This window comes from Amycolatopsis sp. lyj-108 (assembly GCF_046549005.1).
Lineage (GTDB): Bacteria > Actinomycetota > Actinomycetes > Mycobacteriales > Pseudonocardiaceae > Amycolatopsis.
Genome location: NZ_JAJPWQ010000008.1, coordinates 221,345 through 239,654, shown reverse-complemented (window position 1 = coordinate 239,654; position 18,310 = coordinate 221,345). Strand labels below are relative to the sequence as shown.

The 18,310-nt window shown below is 68.6% G+C and carries 18 protein-coding genes; 6 read left to right on the top strand and 12 right to left on the bottom strand.

Annotated features, from left to right (window positions below; genetic code table 11):
* Positions 1 to 10: 10 nt before the first annotated feature.
* Positions 11 to 1,102, bottom strand: coding sequence for a lipase family protein (locus tag ACLJO0_RS28060; RefSeq protein ID WP_410581550.1), 1,092 nt, complete (start codon positions 1,100 to 1,102; stop codon positions 11 to 13).
* A gap of 91 nt (positions 1,103 to 1,193) precedes the next feature.
* Between ACLJO0_RS28060 and ACLJO0_RS28055 the strand changes: the two genes are divergently transcribed.
* Positions 1,194 to 1,814 carry a TetR/AcrR family transcriptional regulator gene (locus tag ACLJO0_RS28055; RefSeq protein ID WP_410581549.1) on the top strand — a complete coding sequence of 207 codons (621 nt, stop codon included), beginning with the start codon at positions 1,194 to 1,196 and terminating at the stop codon, positions 1,812 to 1,814.
* A gap of 85 nt (positions 1,815 to 1,899) precedes the next feature.
* On the opposite strand, the gene ACLJO0_RS28050 is transcribed toward ACLJO0_RS28055, so the two are convergent.
* The 7 genes from ACLJO0_RS28050 to ACLJO0_RS28020 are packed head-to-tail and all read right to left on the bottom strand — an operon-like array spanning position 1,900 to position 8,663.
* Positions 1,900 to 2,493 carry a GTP-binding protein gene (locus ACLJO0_RS28050; protein ID WP_125791436.1) on the bottom strand — a complete coding sequence of 198 codons (594 nt, stop codon included), beginning with the start codon at positions 2,491 to 2,493 and terminating at the stop codon, positions 1,900 to 1,902.
* Positions 2,471 to 2,851 carry a DUF742 domain-containing protein gene (locus ACLJO0_RS28045; RefSeq protein WP_125789372.1) on the bottom strand — a complete coding sequence of 127 codons (381 nt, stop codon included), beginning with the start codon at positions 2,849 to 2,851 and terminating at the stop codon, positions 2,471 to 2,473. The genes ACLJO0_RS28050 and ACLJO0_RS28045 overlap by 23 nt, the downstream gene beginning before the upstream one ends.
* A gap of 20 nt (positions 2,852 to 2,871) precedes the next feature.
* A complete protein-coding gene (locus ACLJO0_RS28040; protein WP_005156032.1) occupies positions 2,872 to 3,297 on the bottom strand; it encodes a roadblock/LC7 domain-containing protein in 426 nt (141 codons plus the stop codon).
* Complete coding sequence (locus ACLJO0_RS28035; RefSeq protein ID WP_410581546.1) at positions 3,294 to 5,921, bottom strand: nitrate- and nitrite sensing domain-containing protein; 2,628 nt, start codon at positions 5,919 to 5,921, stop codon at positions 3,294 to 3,296. Before ACLJO0_RS28035 ends, ACLJO0_RS28040 begins: the two co-directional genes overlap by 4 nt.
* 2 nt (positions 5,922 to 5,923) lie before the next feature.
* Positions 5,924 to 6,712, bottom strand: a complete 789-nt coding sequence (locus tag ACLJO0_RS28030; protein WP_410581544.1) for an ABC transporter ATP-binding protein — start codon at positions 6,710 to 6,712, stop codon at positions 5,924 to 5,926.
* Complete coding sequence (locus tag ACLJO0_RS28025) at positions 6,709 to 7,662, bottom strand: ABC transporter permease (protein WP_410581543.1); 954 nt, start codon at positions 7,660 to 7,662, stop codon at positions 6,709 to 6,711. Before ACLJO0_RS28025 ends, ACLJO0_RS28030 begins: the two co-directional genes overlap by 4 nt.
* The gene (locus ACLJO0_RS28020) at positions 7,659 to 8,663 is read right to left on the bottom strand and encodes an ABC transporter substrate-binding protein (RefSeq protein ID WP_410581542.1); all 1,005 of its coding nucleotides are present in this window, start codon (positions 8,661 to 8,663) and stop codon (positions 7,659 to 7,661) included. The genes ACLJO0_RS28025 and ACLJO0_RS28020 overlap by 4 nt, the downstream gene beginning before the upstream one ends.
* 389 nt (positions 8,664 to 9,052) lie before the next feature.
* Here ACLJO0_RS28020 and ACLJO0_RS28015 point away from each other — a divergent pair, with 389 nt between their 5' ends.
* The 5 genes from ACLJO0_RS28015 (at position 9,053) to ACLJO0_RS27995 (ending at position 14,404) form a co-directional block, all read left to right on the top strand.
* The gene (locus ACLJO0_RS28015; protein ID WP_125791441.1) at positions 9,053 to 9,424 is read left to right on the top strand and encodes a hypothetical protein; all 372 of its coding nucleotides are present in this window, start codon (positions 9,053 to 9,055) and stop codon (positions 9,422 to 9,424) included.
* Positions 9,425 to 9,981: 557 nt separating this feature from the next.
* Complete coding sequence (pdxH, locus tag ACLJO0_RS28010) at positions 9,982 to 10,686, top strand: pyridoxamine 5'-phosphate oxidase (RefSeq protein ID WP_410581540.1); 705 nt, start codon at positions 9,982 to 9,984, stop codon at positions 10,684 to 10,686.
* 345 nt (positions 10,687 to 11,031) lie between these two features.
* Entirely contained in the window at positions 11,032 to 12,315 is a 1,284-nt protein-coding gene (locus tag ACLJO0_RS28005; RefSeq protein ID WP_125791443.1) for an MFS transporter, read from the top strand.
* Between the two features lie 23 nt (positions 12,316 to 12,338).
* Positions 12,339 to 12,923 carry a DUF3558 domain-containing protein gene (locus ACLJO0_RS28000; protein ID WP_410581539.1) on the top strand — a complete coding sequence of 195 codons (585 nt, stop codon included), beginning with the start codon at positions 12,339 to 12,341 and terminating at the stop codon, positions 12,921 to 12,923.
* A gap of 95 nt (positions 12,924 to 13,018) precedes the next feature.
* Entirely contained in the window at positions 13,019 to 14,404 is a 1,386-nt protein-coding gene (locus tag ACLJO0_RS27995; RefSeq protein ID WP_410581538.1) for an APC family permease, read from the top strand.
* Here the strand turns inward: ACLJO0_RS27995 and ACLJO0_RS27990 are convergent, their stop codons facing one another.
* The 4 genes from ACLJO0_RS27990 to ACLJO0_RS27975 form a co-directional block, all read right to left on the bottom strand.
* Positions 14,405 to 15,238: an MBL fold metallo-hydrolase gene (locus ACLJO0_RS27990; RefSeq protein ID WP_410581537.1), complete on the bottom strand. Its 834-nt coding sequence runs from the start codon at positions 15,236 to 15,238 to the stop codon at positions 14,405 to 14,407.
* A complete protein-coding gene (locus ACLJO0_RS27985; protein WP_410581535.1) occupies positions 15,235 to 16,065 on the bottom strand; it encodes an MBL fold metallo-hydrolase in 831 nt (276 codons plus the stop codon). Before ACLJO0_RS27985 ends, ACLJO0_RS27990 begins: the two co-directional genes overlap by 4 nt.
* Complete coding sequence (locus ACLJO0_RS27980) at positions 16,065 to 16,628, bottom strand: TetR/AcrR family transcriptional regulator (RefSeq protein ID WP_410581534.1); 564 nt, start codon at positions 16,626 to 16,628, stop codon at positions 16,065 to 16,067. Before ACLJO0_RS27980 ends, ACLJO0_RS27985 begins: the two co-directional genes overlap by 1 nt.
* 131 nt (positions 16,629 to 16,759) lie before the next feature.
* A complete protein-coding gene (locus ACLJO0_RS27975) occupies positions 16,760 to 18,268 on the bottom strand; it encodes a fatty acyl-CoA synthetase (RefSeq protein WP_410581809.1) in 1,509 nt (502 codons plus the stop codon).
* Positions 18,269 to 18,310 lie beyond the last annotated feature (42 nt).

Sequence of the window (18,310 nt, the reverse complement as noted above, 5' to 3'; positions counted from 1 at the left end):
CGACTCCCCGTCAGAACTTGGTGCCCAGCCAGGTCATCGCGACCGGACCGCCGGTCGCGACGCCGCCGATGTGCTCCAGCAGCGGGAACTCCTGCCAGGTGACGTCGGCGCCGAGGGCGCGGTAACGGTCGCGCAGGCCCTGGCCGACCGAAAGCGGGATCAGTTCGTCCAGCGACGCGTGGTACAGGTAGACCGGCGCGCCCGGTTTGGTCTTACCCGCGAGGTTCTCGCCGAGCCGGGCCTGCCAGCGCGGGTCGGAGGAAACGTTCGGCACGGTCGTGAAGTCGTTGAGCCGTGCGAAAGGTGCCGCCGCGCCGAGTTCGACGGTGCACGCTTCCTTGACCTTCGCGACCATCCTCTCGCCCTTCGCGTTGAGCACGTCGTTGAACGGCAGTTCGGGGTACGCCGTCGAGTAGCCGACAGCGGCGCCGAGCACCAGACCGAACGCCGGGCCGCCGTCGTTGAACTTCAGGACCGCGTTCAGATCCGCCGGGACACCGCCTTCCGCGACGCCGACCAGGTTGACGTCGGGCGCGTAGGACGGCTGGAGCTCACCGGCGAAGGCCGCGGCCTGACCTCCTTGTGAGTAACCGAAAACGCCGACCGGCCCGGTCTTGGACAGGCCCGCTTCGGGGACGTTCGAGGCGGCGCGAGCGGCGTCGAGGACGGCCCGGCCTTCGGACTGGCCGACGGCGTAGGTGTGCGTGCCCGGGGTGCCCAGGCCTTCGTAGTCGGTCACGACGACCGCCCAGCCACGCGAAAGCGCTTGGCTCATCAGGAGGACTTCGTTCTCGGACCCGTTCGTCAGCCGGGTCGACGGCGCGCAGCGGTCGCCGAGGCCGTGGGTGCCGACGGCGTAGCTGACCAGCGGCCGCGCGCCCTTCGTCCATGGCGTGTGCGGGACCAGCAGGATGCCCGAGACCGTGTTCGGCTGTCCCGTCGCCGAGGTGGAGCGGTAGTTGAGTTTCCAGGCCTTCGCCGGGGCGGTGGCGATGACCGGTTTGTAGTCGACCAGATCCCCGGGGGCACTCGGCGCGGCTTGCGCGGCGGGCGCGCCTATCAGGGCGGCTGCGAGGGCTGAGACCAGAACTGTCCGAAGCACCGTTGCCTCCAGTTTGGTAATTACGATTTTCGCAATGTAGGCGGAGTTGCTAGCATCTGGCAATCCCTGTTACCGAATCGGGGGAGGTCGAGTGGCCCGCACCTACGGCGGGGTCGCGCCCGAGCAACGGCGCGCCGAACGGCGTGAACGCCTGCTCGTGGCGGCCCTGGACCTGTTCACCTCGACGGGCTACCAGCAGGCGAAGATCACCGAGTTGTGCACCCGCGCCGGCGTCTCGACGCGGAACTTCTACGAGGAGTTCGAGAGCAAGGAGAAGGTGCTGCTGACCCTGCACGAGCGAATCAACTCGCTCGCGCTGGAGCACGTCACCGGCATCCTGGAACGGCTGGAGGACGCGGACGCGGTCACCCGGATCGGGACACTGCTGGACGTCTTCGTCAGCTCGGTGACCTCGGATCCCCGGATGCCGCGGCTGAACTACGTCGAGGCCGTCGGCGTCAGCGCCGCCTTGGAGGCGCAGCATCAGGAATGGGTCGACCGGTGGGCCGCGTTCATCGAAGCCGAGGCCCGGCACGCCGCCGAGCACGGGGTGGCGCCGGACCGCGATTACCACCTGACGGCGATCGCGCTCGTCGGCGCGGCGACCGGACTGCTGCGCGAGTGGCAGGCGCACACCCCGCCGCTGCCGGTCGCCGACGTCGCCGCCGAACTCCGGGCCCTGATGCTCGCCGCGATCACCCGGCCCTCCTGACCCCCGGTCGCAATTCGGCACCTGGTTGCGGTGGTTCGAAGGCGAACTACCGCAAGCAGGTGCCGAATTGCGAGGGTGGAGACGGTCAGGAAGCGGCGGAGGCTCGCCGGAAGGTGTTGTGCAGTACGGCGAGCAGCGCGTCACGGACCGAAAGCCGTTGCCTCGCGTCGAAGGTGATCAGCGGGACGTCCTCGCCCACCGCGAGTGCCCAGCGCACGTCCTCGAGGTCGTGCTTGAGGGAGCCGTCGAAGACGTTCACCCCGACCACGAACGGCAACCCGGCCTTCTCGAAGTAGTCGACGGCCGGATAGCAGTCGTCGAGACGGCGGGTGTCGACGATGACGAGCGCGCCCAGCGCCCCCAGCACGAGGTCGTGCCACATGAACCCGAACCGGTCCTGCCCCGGCGTGCCGAAGAGGTACAGCTTCACCTCTTCGTCGATGGTGATGCAGCCGAAGTCCAGCGCCACCGTGGTGGTGGTCTTCGACGGCACGTTCCCGCCGGTGCCGTCGACGGCCGCGCCGGTCGAAGTCATGGCGGCCTCGGTGGTCAGCGGTTTGATCTCCGAGATCGCGCCGACGGTGGTCGTCTTACCGACGCCGAACCCGCCGGCGATGACGATCTTGACCGGTGTCGGCGGTTTGGCCGTCACCGGTTCAGCGAATGGATTCGAGTCCACGAATGACCCTTTCGATCATGCCGAGGTCCTGGGTGAAGGCTCCGGCAGGGCGACGGAGCACGACGTAGCCGAGCGCGGCGAGATCCGCCACGAGGACACGGGCCACGCCGATGTGCAGGCCGAGCATCGCCGCCACTTCGGCGACGGATTTCGTTTCCCGGCAAAGGGAAACGATCTCCCGTCGTTCGAAGGTCAGCCTCGCGTGCGAAGCCGCGCCGAGCCTGCTCGTGAGCACTTGAGCCTCGATTTCGAGCGTGCCGTCCACCGGCTGCGCGCGGCCGGCGGTGAGCAGATACGGGCGTAGCGGCGAGATGCCCTGTTCGGCGCCTCGCGGCTGAGGTACCTGGTCGTCGCTCATTCCCTTGTCCCCTCGTCAGTTCAGCTGCCGACGCTCTTCTTGAGTTCCTCGATCAGCGCGGGGGTGAGCACCTCGGTTGCCCGGTTGGCGAACATCGCCATCTCGTAGGCGATCGTGCCGAGGCTGGCCTGCTTGGTGGCGAGCACACCGAGCGAACAGCCGATGCTGATCGTGCAGACCAGCAGGTAGCCCTGCTCCAGCTCGATGATGATCTTGTCGGGCGAACCGAGCGGGTGGCTCTCGGAGACACCGTGCGCCAGGCCGAGCATCGCCGAGCAGATCGCGGCCAGCCGGTCGGCGTTGGCCCGTTCCAGCTCGGACGACATCGCGATCAGCAGACCGTCGGCCGAGACGGCGATCGCGCCCATCGCGCTCGCCGTGTTCTGGGCGAAGCGCGTCACCAACCAGTTGAAGTTCCGGGCTTCGACGCTGACTCCGGTCGTCATCTCTTGCTCTTCTCTCTCTGTTCCATCTCCGGGTTGACGGCTTTCTCCAACCCGTCACTGAAGGCGTCGAACGCGGCACGCTCGGCCTCGGGGTCACGCATGCCCTTGGGCTTGGTGGTGTTCAGCGCCGCCCGCGCGGTCTGGTGCCGCGCGGCCGGTCCTTTGGACAGTCCCGGCGCCAGCTGCGCGCCGGGGACCCTTCTGGTGAGACCGCCGCGCGAGGCGGCGGGCACCGGTGTCGGGGTCGGCATCGACATCGGCGCTGCGGCTGCTGCCGGCGACGTGGTGGCCTTCGCGAGTCCGGCCTCGAAGCCGTCGAAGGCCGCTTTGGCCGCTTCTGGATCATGCCTGGACTTCTGCCGCGACGGTGCTTCGGGGGCGCCTGGCAGCTGCGCGCCCTTGACCCGGCGCCGCAGCCCGCCCCGGGTCTCCCCGGGATCGGCGGCGGTGAGCGTCGGCGCGGGAGCCTGGTACACGGGTGCGGGCGCCGGAAGCGGTACCGGTGCCGGCGCGGGTTCCGCGATCTCCCCGTCGGTCTTGCGGAACCACCGGAAGTCCTTGGGACGCATACCGTCGCGCGGGATCATCCCGGCGATCGCCAGTGTCGGCGGCTCGTGCCCGGGCGTCTTCGCCCGCGGCTCCGGCAAGGACGGCGGCGCGGGCTCGTCGGCCGGTTCCGCCGTCGGCCACACCGGCGGCGCCGGGACGGACTTCGGCATGGGCTGCCGGTACGTCAGCAGGTTCGGCGGGACGGTGAGCCGCGCGGTGATCCCCGCTCCCGGCTCGGTCTCGGTCAGTTCGACCTTGAGCCCGTGCCGCCGCGCGAGCCGCCCGACCACGAACAGCCCGAGCACGCTGGTCGGCGCCAGTTCGAGCCGCTCGCGTTCGACCAGCCGCCGGTTCTCCTCGGCGAGCCGTTCGGCGGTCATGCCGATGCCCTGGTCCACGATCACGATCAGGCAGGAGCCGTCGGGCAGGATCTTCGTGCCGACGTCCACAAAGGACTCCGGCGGGGAGAACGACGTCGCGTTCTCCAGCAGCTCGGCGAAGATCAGCACCAGATCGGAGCCGAACGGTGAGGAAAGCAGGACGTCGCCCATCGAACCGAGCCGGACCCGCTGGTAGTCCTCGATCTCCGCGAGCGCCGAACGCAGCGCCGTCGACAGCTCGATCGGACCGGAAATCCTTGCCTCGTCGCGATTCCCCGACACGACGAGGAGGTTGTCCGCGTTCCGGCGCAGGCGGGTGGAGAGGTGGTCGAGCCGGTAGAGGCTGGCCAGCAGGGCGACGTCCTGCTCGTTGCGTTCCAGTTCGTCGACCAGCGCCAGCTGCCTGCCCACGAGGTTCTGCGTCCGCTTCGCGACGTTGGCGAACATCAGGCCGACGTTGCGCCGCGTGAGGGCCTGCCGCTCCACCAGTTCGGCCGCGGTGGCCTGCACCCGGTTGAACGCGTCGGCCAGTTTGCCGAGTTCGTCCTGCGAGGACACGTCGATGGTGGCGAGGCGCGGCGCGAGTTCTTCGGCCTCCTCGGTGTCGGTGACGCGGACCAGTTCGGTGCTCGCGAGGTCCGCGACCGAGGTCGCCGCCGTGGTCAGCTTCCGCAGCGGATCCGCGATCGACCGGCTGACCGCGATCGCGAGACCGCCGACCAGCAGGAACAGCACCCCGGCGCCGATACCGATCGTCCACGCCAGGTTCTGGGCGGCGTCGGCCCGCGCGGTCGCCGCGTCGGTGATGCCGGTGGTGACCGCGTCCTGGGCGAGCCGTCGCTGGTTCGACTGGGCGTCGACGGCGCCGAGGATGTCCGGCAGCAGGTTCTGCACGGCCTGCGGGCCGCGGGCTTCCGCGAGCCTGGCTTCCAGCGCGTCGACCCGGCGGCCCGTCTCGCCCTGTTCGACCGCGACGACCTGCGTGGCCTGGACGACGTCGGCCTGTTGCACGAACCGTTCGAGGAACAGCGACGACTGCTGCTTCGCGTCGGCCAGCACCGGCGTCCCGGATTCGGGGGTGACCAGCACGATGATCAACGCCATACCGCGCAACGAGTTCTCCTCGTTCGCGCGCAGCAGCGCGTCGAGCGCCGTCAGCTGCTGGGTGCCCTCCGCGTCACTGGTCTGCTGCGGGACGAGGCGGAGCGAGTTGATGACCGCGTCGATCACCGCGTGATACGTCCGCGCCACACTGTCCAGTGAGGCCCCGCGCCGGAGCGCGTTCTCCCGGATCTCGTTCAGCGACCCGATCCGCACCAGCGCGGCGGCGAGCTCTTCCGGCGCGTCGGCGCTCAGCTGCGACCGGATCTGGTTCACCGTTTCCGCGACGACGCCCTGCTGCTTGAGCATCGCCGAACTGCTCGCCGACGAAGACGCGATGTAGTGCGCCGTCAGCAGCCGTTCCCGCTGCAGTTCCCAGGCCAGCGTGCCGAGCGCGCGGGCCTGCGACGCGACGTCGGCGGTGGTGCGCGCGGACCGGGCGTCGTCGATCTCCCCGGCGACGTAAGGCACCGACACCAGGACCACGGCGGTCAGCGGCAGCATCAGGAGCAGGTTGAGCTTGCCCCGGATGCCGAGTCTGCCGAGCAATCCGGACCGCGGCCCGCGTTCGGGCCGGGTCTTCCCGTGCCTCATGATCACCTTTCTCCCCGGCTCCGCCCGAGGTGTCCGCGGTGCTGCTCCCGGACGAGGTCTTCGATGGACGCGCGCAGCGCGACGAACTCCGGCGCGCGTTTGACCGCGAGTTCGCGGTCGCCGGGCAGGTCGACCACGATGTCGGCGGCCACCCGGCCCGGATCCGAGGCCAGCACCACGACGCGCCTGCCGAGGAACACGGCCTCTTCGACGTCGTGGGTCACCATCAGCACCGTGGTGTGCGTGTCGGCCCAGATCCGGCGGATCAGGACCTGCATGTCCTCTTTGGTCTGGACGTCCAGTGCGCCGAAAGGCTCGTCCAGCAGCAGCACGTCGGGCTCGCACGCCAGTGCCCGCGCGATCGCGACCCGCTGCTTCTGCCCGCCGGAAAGCTGTTTGGGCAACGACTTCCGCAGGTGGTCGAGCCCGGTTTCCTCGAGATACCAGTCGACCCGGCGCGCGCGTTCGGCCTTGTCGAGGCTCAGCAGTTCGAGTCCGAACGCGACATTGCCCTCCACCGTGCGCCACGGGTACAGCGCGCCGTGCTGGAACACCAGCCCGCGTTCCGGGCCGGGCCCGGTCACCGCGTCACCGTCGAGGGTGATCAGGCCTTCGGTCGGTTCGGTCAGCCCCGCGATCAGCGACAGCAGGGTCGACTTGCCGGATCCGCTCGCGCCGACCACGCAGACGAAATCGCCGCGCGCGATGTCGAGATCGATCCCGTCGAGCGCACGGGTGGTCTTGTCGCGGACCGTGTAGTCCTTGGCGACGGCCTTGAGCTGAAGCGTCACGCCGCCCACTTCCCGACGCGTGCCCGCAGCTGCCGGAGCGCGATGTCGATGACCAGCCCGAGCAGCCCGATCACGATCAGCAGCGCGAAGATCCGGTCGGTCTGGGTGAACCGCTGCGCCCGCATGATCCGCAGGCCGAGCCCGGCGGTCGCGTTGATCAGTTCGGCGACCACCACGAAGTTCCACGCGGCCGCGGCGTTGACGCGGGTCGCGTCGATCATGCCGGGCAGCGCGTGCGGCACGATCACCTTGCGCAGGACCTCGCCGCGCCGCGCGCCGAGCGTGTACGACACGTCGATCAGCGAACGCGGCACCCCGCGGACGGCGTCGGCGGTCATCAGCGTGTTGAAGAAGACCGTGCCGAGGAACAGGACCGCGACCTTCGACGGTTCGCCGAGGCCGAGCCAGATCATCAGCAGCGGGATGAACGCGCTCGCCGGCAGGTAGCGCAGCATCGCGATGACCGGCTCGAACAACGCCAGCCCCGCGTCGAACGTCCCCATCACGATGCCGAGCGGCACCGAGACGAGCACCGCGAGCCCGAAACCGAGCAGCACCCGCTGGGTGGTGGCCCAGAGATCGCTGAACAGCTCACCCGACTCGATCATCTTCAGCAGCGCGTCGAACACCGCGACCGGCGTCGGCAGGAACGTGGGCTTGATGGTGCCCAGCGCGTTGAGCGTCACCCAGATCAGCAGCGGGATCACGAACGAGGCCACCGCCAGCGTCCACCGCCAGCGCGCGGGGATCGGCGTCCGGAGCGAGAACAGCGGGGACGCGTCCGGCTTGAGGCCCGCCCGGCGGGGCAGCGGCGACCAGTCCGGCCGCGAGCCGCCCCGCGCTTCCTGCGCTTCGGCGAGCCGCTGCTCGTCTTCGAGACGGCGCGCTTCGGCCTCGTCAGCGGCGTCCGCCCGCCGAGTGGCCTGCTTCGCCGCGTCCGTGGTGCTCACTTCACCGCCTTGACGTACTGGTCGTCGAACAGCCCGTCGAAGTTCGGCCGGTTCTGGGCGAGCCCGTTGGAGACGATGAAGTCGGCGATCTTGCCGGCCTGGAAGTTCAGATGGGCGGGGGTGACGCCGGGGGTGAAGGCGTCGAGGTTCTGCTGCTTGGTGAAGATCGTGGTGCCCGCGTCGTAGCTCTTGTACTCCTCGACCGACACCGCACCGCGTTTGGCCATGATCCGCACGGCCTCGTCCCGGTTCTGCTTGATCCACTCGATCGTCTCGAACCAGGTGTTCACCAGCGCCTGGACCTCCTTCTTCCGCTCCTTCGACATCTGCTCCGAGACGACGAGGTGGTCCGGGATGGCGCCGGGGAACTCCGCGGACGTCGCGATCGCGCGGCTGCCGGGACGCTCGAGCGCCTTCGAGGTGAAGGGGGCGAAGGCCGCGACGGCGTCGACCTGTTCACCGACGAACGCGGCCGCGGCGGCGTCGGTCAGCAGCGGGACCACTTCGACGTCCTTCTCGGTCAGCTTCGCCTCCTGCAGCGCGAGCAGCAGGAGGTAGTGGTCGACGGTTCCCTGCTCGACAGCGATCTTCTTGCCCTTGAGGTCGGCGACGCCGGTGATCCCCTGACGGGCGATGATCTTGTCGTTGCCGGTGGAGTTGTCGTTGACCAGCACCACCGACAGCTTCGCGCCACCGCTGACCGACGCGAGCGTGTCGTTCAGGGTCTGGCTGTTCGCGTCGATCGCGCCGGAGGACAGTGCGTTGATGCTCTCGGTGTAGCTGTCGAACCACTTCAGGTCGACGTTCACGCCGTTCTTCTCGAACAGGCCCTTCTCCTGGGCGACCGCCCACGGGAACCAGCCCGGCCAGGCGCTGTAACCGATGGTGACCTTGCTGCCGGAGGCGGCCGTGCTGTCGGAACAAGCCGAAAGGGCGGTCACACCTGCGAGCGAAAGGGCGCACAACAACGCCGTCACGAGACGGCGGGAACGGGAAATCACAACGCACTCCTGGGGAAGGGGAGTAACACGGGCGTGGAAAGTTCCGGCGGTTCGAGCGCAGGACTGATCGACCGGCGTCGAGCTCCCTCGCGGAAGCCCGGCCGGCAATAGCGGATGGTGCGGCCGCACACCCGGCCGTCCCATCAAAACCTCTGAACACTCTGGATAGAGGTGATCACCCCGTTGCTCTCGGCGGCGATCCTATCGAGTGGCGCAAGGTCTACCTAGTGTGATCGTCGGCTCTTGCACGATTCGCTGTCACATTCTGCTAAATCCGGCCGTTCGCCCCAAAGAGCGGACTCTCGCCCGGTGGGCAACCCCGATCCCGGCGCCGTACGTCCATCGGGTGGCGGGTGAAAACTTCGCCCGTCTTCTGGAGGGAGCAGAGGATGAAAATTCGTTCGGCCGCGTTGTGCGTCGCGGGGGCGGCGCTCTTGTCCACCTTGGCCGGTGCGGGGCAGGCGAACGCGACCAGACCGTCCAGTCTGGTCCTGAGCCCGAGTGCCGTCGTCGCAGGTGGGACGGTCACCGCCGACATCTATTGCCTGCGCCCGTCGGGGGCGGGCGAGCTCGCGACGACCCTCGTCGCGGACGGTCTCGCCGCGCCGATTCCCTTGCGGGTGGTGGGAGACGGCGGCACCGGCGGCATCGGTGTCGCGTTGCGGGGCGACGGTCCGGCCGGGACGGTGCCGGGCAGGTACACGGCGTCGTACGACTGCTGGGGCTGGATCGTCCGTGCGGAGTTCACTGTCACGAACTGACAACGGGGCAGAAGAAGCGAAGGCCGGTTCCGGGACACAATTGCCGTCCCGGAGCCGGCCTTGGCCGCGCTTCTGGCACATCTCGCGGGTCTGTGTCGGCGGTGTTTCCCGGCCGCTAATTTCTGTCAAACGACAGAATTGGCCAGGCGCTGGATGGACGGCCTCTAGGCGTCCTGGAGTCGCCGAATTCGAATAGTTCGAAATGGTGGTAAGAATAGGGCGGGTTCGGCGAACGCAATTCCCTTCCCGTCCGCTCGGACCGGGTCTGTGCAGGCAATTCGCACCTTCCGCAAAGGTGAATTAGTCCGCCTTCTCGCGAGCGAGTGCCATTTCACGGACCGGCGGACGCGGCCTCGGCGGCCGACGATCGACCTGTATCGATCAGGGTCGGCCAGGTAACCGGCAGGTAACGGCTTGCGGTCCAGTGGCTACACACAGATGATCGGGCAGGGGTGGCGGGTGTCACCGTTCAGTGGGTTTCGCCGCCGCCGTCTAGGCAATACCGTCGGCGGCAAAGCCGAAGTCATGGGCCCCGATCGGGTACGGAGGTTTGGCGGATGATGCCGGAGATCAAGGACGACGCTGCTGGCGCTGTCGGCGCTGTCAGCGGTGACGACGCCGTCGTACGCCTGCCCGGGATGAGGGTGGCCTACGAAGGCGCCGCCTTCGACGAGTCCGCGTTGGCGGAGACCTGGACCGCCCAGTTGCAGGACTGGCTGAACCAGGCCGTCTCCGCCGGGATCCCCGAACCGAACGCGATGGTGCTCGCCACCGCCGACCCCGAAGGCAGGCCGTCCTCCCGGACCGTCCTGTGCAAGGGCCTCGACGAACGCGGCGTCGTGTTCTACACGAACTACACCTCCACCAAGAGCCACGACCTCACCGCGACGCGCTACGCGTCGATCACCTTCCCGTGGTACGCCCTGCAGCGTCAGGTCCACGTGCGCGGCGAGGTCGAGAAGGTCAACGTCGCCGAGACCGCCGAGTACTGGGCCTCCCGTCCGCGAGGATCACAGCTCGGGGCCTGGGCCTCGCCCCAGTCCCGCGTCGTCGACGGCCGCCGCGCCCTCGAGACCGCGCTCCACGGCATCGAGCGCCGCTTCGCCGACGTCGAGAACATCCCGTTCCCGCCGCACTGGGGTGGCTGGCGTATCCGGCCCGACGTCGTCGAGTTCTGGCAAGGCCGCGAAGACCGCATGCACGACAGGCTCCGCTACGTCCGCACTGACGACGGCTGGCAGGTTGAACGCGTAGCGCCGTAATTTCTGTCGAGCGCTTCCGCAAACGCGCCGAAGGGGCACCCGGGTCGCTTGCAACTCACGTTGCGAGCGGAGGGTGCCCCTTCATCGCGTTTCCGGGGGCCTTCGGCCCAAAAGAGGGCGCTCGACGGTGAAGTCTCCCTGTCGCGCTGGCGCGCTCCCGGGAGACGCGTGGGGGCACCAGAGTCGGGTGTCGGGGTGTCGCGAAAGCCACTTTCGGGACGCTAGGCGTCGCGAAAGTGGCTTTCGCGACCTTCCCGTGGCGGCGGCCTGGCCTTCGTGCGTGCGTGGGGTGGGTGAGGTAAATCGCGCGCGGATGGTTAGTTAGCGCGGCTAAGCTGTCGGGTTGTGAGTGACGACGTGGGGGTTGACCAGCGCAAAGGTGTCCGCAAGCTCTTCGGCTCGATCGTCGTCGACACCAGGCCGCTCAAGATCCCCGCGTTCCGCCGCCTCTGGCTGTCCACCGCGGTCACCGCCGTCGGCAGCCAGCTCACCGCCGTCGCGGTCCCCAAACAGGTCTTCGACCTCACCGGCTCGTCGGCGTACGTCGGCCTGACCGGCCTGGTCGCCCTGGTCCCGCTGCTCGTCTTCGGTCTCTGGGGCGGCGCCATCGCGGACGCCGTCGACCGCCGCAAACTCCTGCTCGTCACCAACGTCGGCGTCACTGTCACGTCGGCGGTCCTGTGGCTCCAGGCGTTCCTGAACCTCGGCTCCGTCTGGCTCGTCCTGGCCCTGCTCGCGGTCAACCAGGCGTTCTTCGCGATCAACATGCCGACCCGCGGCGCCGTCGTCGCCCGGCTGGTGCCGGACAACCTGATCGCGCCCGCGACCGCGCTGAGCAGCACGATGGCCACCTTCGGCGCGGTCTTCGGCCCGCTGCTCGCCGGTTCGCTGATCCCGATCCTCGGCCTTTCGACGCTCTACCTGATCGACGTCGTCGCACTGACCCTGACCCTCATCGCGGTCTGGAAGCTGCCCCCGATCCCGCCGCTCGGCGAGATCGCTCGCCGGGCCGGGATCCGCGACATCATCGACGGCTTCAAGTACCTGGCGAAGCAGAAGATCCTGCTGGCCTCGTTCCTCGTCGACATCATCGCGATGGTCGCGGGCATGCCGCGCGCGCTGATCCCGGAGATGGCGGAGCGCACCTTCGGCGATCCGCCCGGCGGTGGCCCGGCGCTGGGCTGGCTGTACGCCGCGCTCCCGGCGGGCGCGATGCTGATCGGTCTCTTCTCCGGCTGGCTGACCAGGATCCGCAAACAAGGCGTCGGCGTGATCATCTCCGTCTGCGTCTGGGGTGCCGCCATCGTCGGCTTCGGTCTCGCGCAGTCGCTGTGGCTCGCGGTCTTCTTCATGGCGCTCGCCGGCGCGGCCGACATGGTCAGCGCGATCTACCGGATGTCGATCCTGCAGCTCGCCACCACCGACGAGATGCGCGGACGGCTGCAGGGCGTGTTCACCGTCGTCGTCGCGGGCGGCCCGCGGATCGCCGACCTCACCCACGGCTGGGCGGCCGCCGGAGTCGGCACCGCCGCCGCGGCCTCCGGCGGCGGGGTGCTGGTCATCGTGCTGGTCATCGCCGCGGCGCTGCTGATCCCGTCGTTCTGGCGGTACCGGGCCCCGGCGGACTGAGCCATTCGGTCTATCGTCGGGCCATGCGTATTTCACGGGCGATCATCCTGTTCGCCGCTGTCATCGCGACCCTTTCCGCCTGTTCTTCCGGGGACACGCAGTCGGACAACGCGGCCAAGCCGTCGAGCCAGGCTCCCGCTCCCTCCGCCGCGCCGAGCTCTTCGGCCGCGCCCACCGGCGGCAACGGTTCGAAGGAGCCGTGCGCGCTGCTGCCCGCCGAGGCGGTCGGCAAGGCGGTCTCCCTTCAGGGCGTGACGTCGGCGCCGGGCCCGGTGCAGGACAACGCCGCCAATGGTGGCAAGGCCAAGAGCTGCGTCTACTCGGCGGCGGGCAAGCAGATCGGCGCGCTCGCGGTGACCCGCTTCGAGGGCAAGAAGCTCAAGCCCGCCGAGATGGTCGCCGCGCTGAAGAAGGCGAAGGCGGGGTCGAAGGACGTCGCCGGTGTCGGCGAGGGCGGTCTCTACTACGTCGACGAGAACAAGACCGCGACGCTCGCGGTAGCCGAGCTCGTGGGCGACGTGCCCGTGCTGGTCAACTACACCGGCCCGGCGAAGATGACGCAGGAAATGATGACCCCGCTCGTGAAGACCGCGGTCGACGCCAACTGAGCGAATTACCCAAAGGCGTGCTTCGTCAACCCGTGACGAAGAACTGACCAAACCGGACTGTCGGCACCAGACGTGATACGGCACACTCTTGCCGCATGGCGGACACGACGACAACAGAACAGACCGGGCCAGCCGGTCAGCCGAGCCTCAAACGGGTCATGGGTTCCAAGCTCCTGCTGTTCTTCGTGGTGGGGGACATCATCGGGACGGGCGTCTACGCGCTCACCGGACAGGTCGCCGGCCGCGTGGGCGGCGCGCTGTGGCTGCCGTTCCTGATCGCGTTCGTGGTCGCGATCATGACCGCGTTCAGCTACCTGGAACTGGTCGGCAAGTACCCGCAGGCGGCGGGTGCGGCGCTCTACACGCACAAGGCGTTCAAGCTCCGCTTCCTCACCTTCATGGTGGCGTTCGCGGTGATGTGCTCGGGCATCACGTCGGCTTCGTCGGCGGCGAAGGCCTTCGGGGACACCTATCTCGCCGAGTTCATCACCGCGCCGATGCCGCTGGTGGCGATCCTGTTCGTGATCGGGCTCGCGCTGATCAACTTCCGCGGCGTCTCCGAATCGGTGAAGACCAACGTGGTGCTGACCTGCATCGAGATCGGCGGTCTGCTGATCATCATCGGGGTCGGCGTGTGGGCGGTGCTGAACGGCAACGGGGACGCGTCGCGGCTGGTCGAGTTCGACACCGAGAACCAGACGATGCTGGTGGCGATCACCTCGGCGACGTCGCTGGCGTTCTTCGCGATGGTCGGCTTCGAGGACTCGGTGAACATGGCCGAGGAGTGCAAGGACCCGATCCGGATCTTCCCGAAGGCGATGCTGTGGGGCATGGTCATCGCCGCGACCATCTACATCCTGGTCTCCGTGACCTCTTCGCTGCTGGTGCCCGCCGACGACCTGGAAGCCGCCAAGAGCAGCGCGCTGCTGAAGGTGCTCGACGTCGGGGCCCCCGGGTTCCCGCGTGAGGTCTTCTCCGCGATCGGTCTCTTCGCGGTCATCAACTCGGCGCTGATCAACATGCTGATGGCCAGCCGTTTGCTCTACGGCATGGCGAACCAGCGGATCATCCCGAAGCAGCTGGGCACCGTGCACCCGTTCCGCCGCAGCCCGTGGGTGGCGATCGTGTTCACCAGCCTGATCGCGATCGCCCTGGTGTCCTTTGTGGACATCAGTGTGCTCGGCGGGACGACGGCGTTGCTGCTGCTGGCGGTGTTCGCCATCGTCAATGTCGCGGTACTGGTGCTGCGGAAGGAGAAGGCGGCGCACAAGCACTTCCGCGCGCCGACCATCATCCCGGTGCTGGCCGCGATCTTCTGCCTCTACCTGGTGACCCCGCTGTCCGGGCGGCCCGCGCGCGACTACAAGGTCGCCGCGATCCTGCTCGGCGTCGGCATCGTGCTGTGGGGGATCAACTGGCTCGTCATGCGGGCCACCCACAGCGAAGAGGACCGGCAGCCCGTCGAGCCGCCGGTCGGCTGATCACTCACGACCCCGGCTGAGCGACTGGTACTCGATCGGGCTGTGGGCCGAGAACACGGTGACCTCGTCGGCGTGTTCTCGGCTCAGCTCCCGCAGCCGCTCGACGTTCTCCAGCCGCGGTTTGCGCAGGGTCTGCACCATGTTCTGGAACGCGGTCATCCCCGGCGGGCAGTGCGGCTTCACCGGATCCATTTGACCGTGGAAGAAGTACGCGTCGCCCGCGTGCAGCAGCCAGCCGTCGCCGGTGTCGACCGCCACCCCGGTGTGACCCTTGGTGTGGCCCGCGAGCGGCACCAGCAGGATCTCCGGCGGCAGGCCCTTGAGTTCACGGACGGCCTGGAAGCCGAACCACTCGTCCCCGGCCTCGTCGTAATGGCTCCACAAAGGACGGTGGGCGAACTGGTTGGCGCGGAAGCGGAACTTCTCGCTCGGGTTGGACGGTGACGTCGCCGCGTCGTGCTCCGCGGTGCGGACGTGCACGACGGCGTTCGGGAAGTCCGCGAGCCCGCCCGCGTGGTCGACGTCGAGGTGGGTGCAGATGATGTGCCGCACGTCCTCCAGCTTGTGCCCGAGCGCCTCGACGTGGTGGGCCGCCGTCTCCGTCTCGACCGGCTTCGCGCCGACCATCATCGTGAACGGCGTGCCGAGCCACGCGCCCGGATTCGCGACCCCCTTGCGGCCGAAACCGGTGTCCACCAGCACGAGACCGTCGCCGGTCTCGATGAGCAGGCAGTGCGCCACCAGCTCCGAGCGGCGAAGCAGACCGGGCTGGCCGTCGAGCAGCTTGCCTCCCGGTGCGCGCATCGTGCCGCAGTTCAGGTGGTGCACCTTCATAACCTGCTCCTCTGGCTGAGCCGTTCGAATGCGGTGACGTCGTGCGCGGCGAAGACCGTCACTTCGGCACCGTTGTCACTGACAAGTTCGCGCAGCCGGCGCTGGTTGTCCAGTCGTGCCGTCTTCTCCGTCTGCATGTACGACTCGAAGAAGCCGAGTGCGAAGGGGATGTGAGGGTTTCGCTCCAGTTCGCCGCCGTGGAAGACGGCGTCACCGGCGTTGAGGAGCCAGCCGTCACCGGTGTCGACCGCGACGCCGGCGTGCCCGCGGGTGTGCCCGGCGAGGGGGATGATCAGGACGTCCGGGACCCCTTCGAGCTCGCGGACGGCGTCGAACCCGAACCACGGCTCGCCGTCGGCGCGGTACGACTTCCACTTCGGACCGTGGCTGAACTGGACCTTCCGGTAGCGGCTCGCTTCCTTGCGGTCGATCGGCTTCTCCAGTGCCTGGAGTTCGCGCGCGTGGACGTGGACCCGCGCCTGGGGGAAGTCGACGAGCCCGCCCGCGTGGTCGAGATCGAGGTGGGTGAGCACGACGTCGCGCACGTCGGCCGGGTCGAAGCCGAGCTTGCGGATCTGGGTGGTGGCGCTCAGGTCGTCGTCGCTGTCGGGGTGGACGAGCCGGACGAAACCGGCGCCGAGCCATTCGGCCGGCCTGCCGACGGTCGGTGTGCCGACGCCGGTTTCGACGAGGACGAGCCCCGTGTCGGTCTCCAGCAGAAGGCAGTGGCAGACCAGTTCGGCGCGGCGGAACAGCCCCGGCCTGCCGTCGACGAGTTTGCCGCCGATCGGCCGCAGGGTCCCGCAGTTGAGGTGGTGGACGCGCATCAGGACAACTCCCGTTCGAGTGTGGTGGCCAGATGAGGGGCGATCGCGCGCAGCGGCGCGGTGTCGTGCAGGGTCTTGGCCAGCAGCAAACCGCCCTCGATGGCGGCGAGGACGACGGTCGCCAGCTGGTCCGCCTTGTCGGTGTCCAGCGCGTCGGCGATGACGGTGTGCCAGGAGTTGTAGCCGTCGGCGCAGGCCTGGCGGATCACTTCGCTGTCACCCGACGCGTCGAGCGCGACCGTCGCGAGTGGACAACCGCGCTGGAAATCCGACTCCTCCAGTGAGGTCGCCAGCGCGTCGATGATGGTCTCGATCCCGGTGACGATGTCGGGCGCGTTCGCGGCGATCGTGCGCAACTGATCGCAGAGGCGATCCGCGGACTGGCGGATGGCCTCCGCGGCCAGCTGCTCCTTGCCGCCGGGGAAGTGGAAGTAGAGCGATCCCTTGGGCGCGCCGACGGCGGTGACGAGCTGGTTGAGCCCGGTGGCGTGGTAACCCTGCTGGTGGAAGAGCTCGGCGGCGGAGTCGAGCATGCGCTGCCTGGTGTCGGTGCGGCGGACCATGCGGCCGACTGTAGCTCAAACTATGACGACCGGTCTAGTAAGCACGCAGGGACGCACTCGCGTGATCAGACACGGGTCTCGCGTGATCGGCGGCGTAACTCACGTGATCGGAGGCGTAACTCGCGTGTGCGCTAGACGCCGATCGCTGACGCCGAGCCGCCGAACTGTTGCCGCAACTCGCGTTTGAGCAGCTTCCCGGACGCGTTCTTCGGCAACTCGCCGACGAAGTGCACCGACTTCGGCACCTTGTGCGCCGCCAGCGACTTCTTGGCGAATTCGATCAGTTCCGCTTCTTCGACGGGCTCCTTCGCGACGACCACCGCGGCGATCGCCTCGATCCAGCGTTCGTGCGGCAGGCCGACGACGGCGACCTCGGCGACGGCGGGATGCGCGTACAGCACGTCCTCCACCTCGCGTGACGCGACGAGGACACCGCCGGTGTTGACGACGTCCTTGATCCGGTCGACGACGAACAGGTAGCCCTCCTCGTCCTGGCGCACCAGATCACCGGAATGGAACCAGCCGCCCGCGAAAGCCTCCACCGACTCCTCGGGTTTGCCCCAGTAACCGGTGCACAGCTGGGGAGAGCGGTACACGACCTCGCCGAGTTCGCCCGGCGGGACGTCGTTCATCTCGGCGTCCACCACGCGCGTCTCGACGAAGAGCACCGGGCGGCCGACGGAATCCGGCCGCGCGTCGTGCTCTTCGGGACGCAGCACCGTCGCGAGTGGACCGATCTCCGACTGGCCGAAGCAGTTGTAGAAACCGACTTCCGGCAGCCGTGAGCGCAGCGCGTTCAGCACCGGGACGGGCATGATCGACGCGCCGTAGTAGGCCTTGGTGAGACCGCTCAGATCCGCGTCCGCCAGACCGGGGTGATTCGCGAGTCCCACCCAGACGGTCGGCGGGAAGAACAGCGAAGTGACGCCCTGGCGCGGGATCCGCGTGAGGATGTCGCCGAGGTCGGGTGACTCGACGAGGTGGTTCGTCGCGCCGACGGCCAGGCCGGGCATCAGGAAGACGTGCATCTGCGCCGAGTGGTACAGCGGCAGCGCGTGCAGCGGCACGTCGCGGTCGCTCAGGTCGAGCGCGGCGATGCAGGACGAGTACTCGTGCACCAGCGCGCGGTGGGTGAGCATCGCGCCCTTCGGCCGTGAGGTCGTCCCGGACGTGTAGAGCAGCTGGACGAGATCATCATCCGTGACCCCGGATTCCTCGTGCGGAACAACGGTTTCGTCCAGTGCCCATTCCAGTACGTCCAGTGTGGACACATGCTCGACGCTGACGTGTTCGGTCAGCGTGGGGTCGACGAAGGCGACGGCGGGCTCGGACTGCGTGAGCAGGTACTCGAGTTCTTCGCCGCGCGCGTTGAAGTTCACCGGCACGTGCACCAACCCGGCCCGCGCGCAACCGAGGTACAGCAACAGGTACGCGTCGGAGTTCTTGCCGAAGGCCGCGACACGGTCGCCGTGGACGAGCCCGCGGCCGAGCAGCTTCGCCGCGACCCTGCCCGCCGCGCGGTCGAGCTCCGCGTAGGTCCACACGCGATCGGCGAACGTGAGCGCGACCCGGCCCGGGACGCGCCGCGCGCTCCGCTCCAGGACGCGGCCGACGGTGCTGGGGTAGCCGGGAACGGTCATCGCGGCGGTCTCCTTCGTCCGGGCGTGGCGCTCCCACACTAC

Excerpts from the sequence above, each read along its gene's own strand:
- ACLJO0_RS28015 (WP_125791441.1), top strand. The coding sequence starts at position 9,053 with ATGAAAATTCGTTCGGCCGCGTTGTGCGTCGCGGGGGCGGCGCTCTTG.
- ACLJO0_RS28045 (WP_125789372.1), bottom strand. The coding sequence starts at position 2,851 with ATGAGCGACGACCAGGTACCTCAGCCGCGAGGCGCCGAACAGGGCATC.
- ACLJO0_RS27995 (WP_410581538.1), top strand. The coding sequence starts at position 13,019 with ATGGCGGACACGACGACAACAGAACAGACCGGGCCAGCCGGTCAGCCG.
- ACLJO0_RS27975 (WP_410581809.1), bottom strand. The coding sequence starts at position 18,268 with ATGACCGTTCCCGGCTACCCCAGCACCGTCGGCCGCGTCCTGGAGCGG.
- ACLJO0_RS28040 (WP_005156032.1), bottom strand. The coding sequence starts at position 3,297 with ATGACGACCGGAGTCAGCGTCGAAGCCCGGAACTTCAACTGGTTGGTG.
- ACLJO0_RS28000 (WP_410581539.1), top strand. The coding sequence starts at position 12,339 with ATGCGTATTTCACGGGCGATCATCCTGTTCGCCGCTGTCATCGCGACC.
- pdxH (WP_410581540.1), top strand. The coding sequence starts at position 9,982 with ATGATGCCGGAGATCAAGGACGACGCTGCTGGCGCTGTCGGCGCTGTC.
- ACLJO0_RS28035 (WP_410581546.1), bottom strand. The coding sequence starts at position 5,921 with ATGAGGCACGGGAAGACCCGGCCCGAACGCGGGCCGCGGTCCGGATTG.
- ACLJO0_RS27990 (WP_410581537.1), bottom strand. The coding sequence starts at position 15,238 with ATGAAGGTGCACCACCTGAACTGCGGCACGATGCGCGCACCGGGAGGC.
- ACLJO0_RS27985 (WP_410581535.1), bottom strand. The coding sequence starts at position 16,065 with ATGCGCGTCCACCACCTCAACTGCGGGACCCTGCGGCCGATCGGCGGC.
- ACLJO0_RS27980 (WP_410581534.1), bottom strand. The coding sequence starts at position 16,628 with ATGGTCCGCCGCACCGACACCAGGCAGCGCATGCTCGACTCCGCCGCC.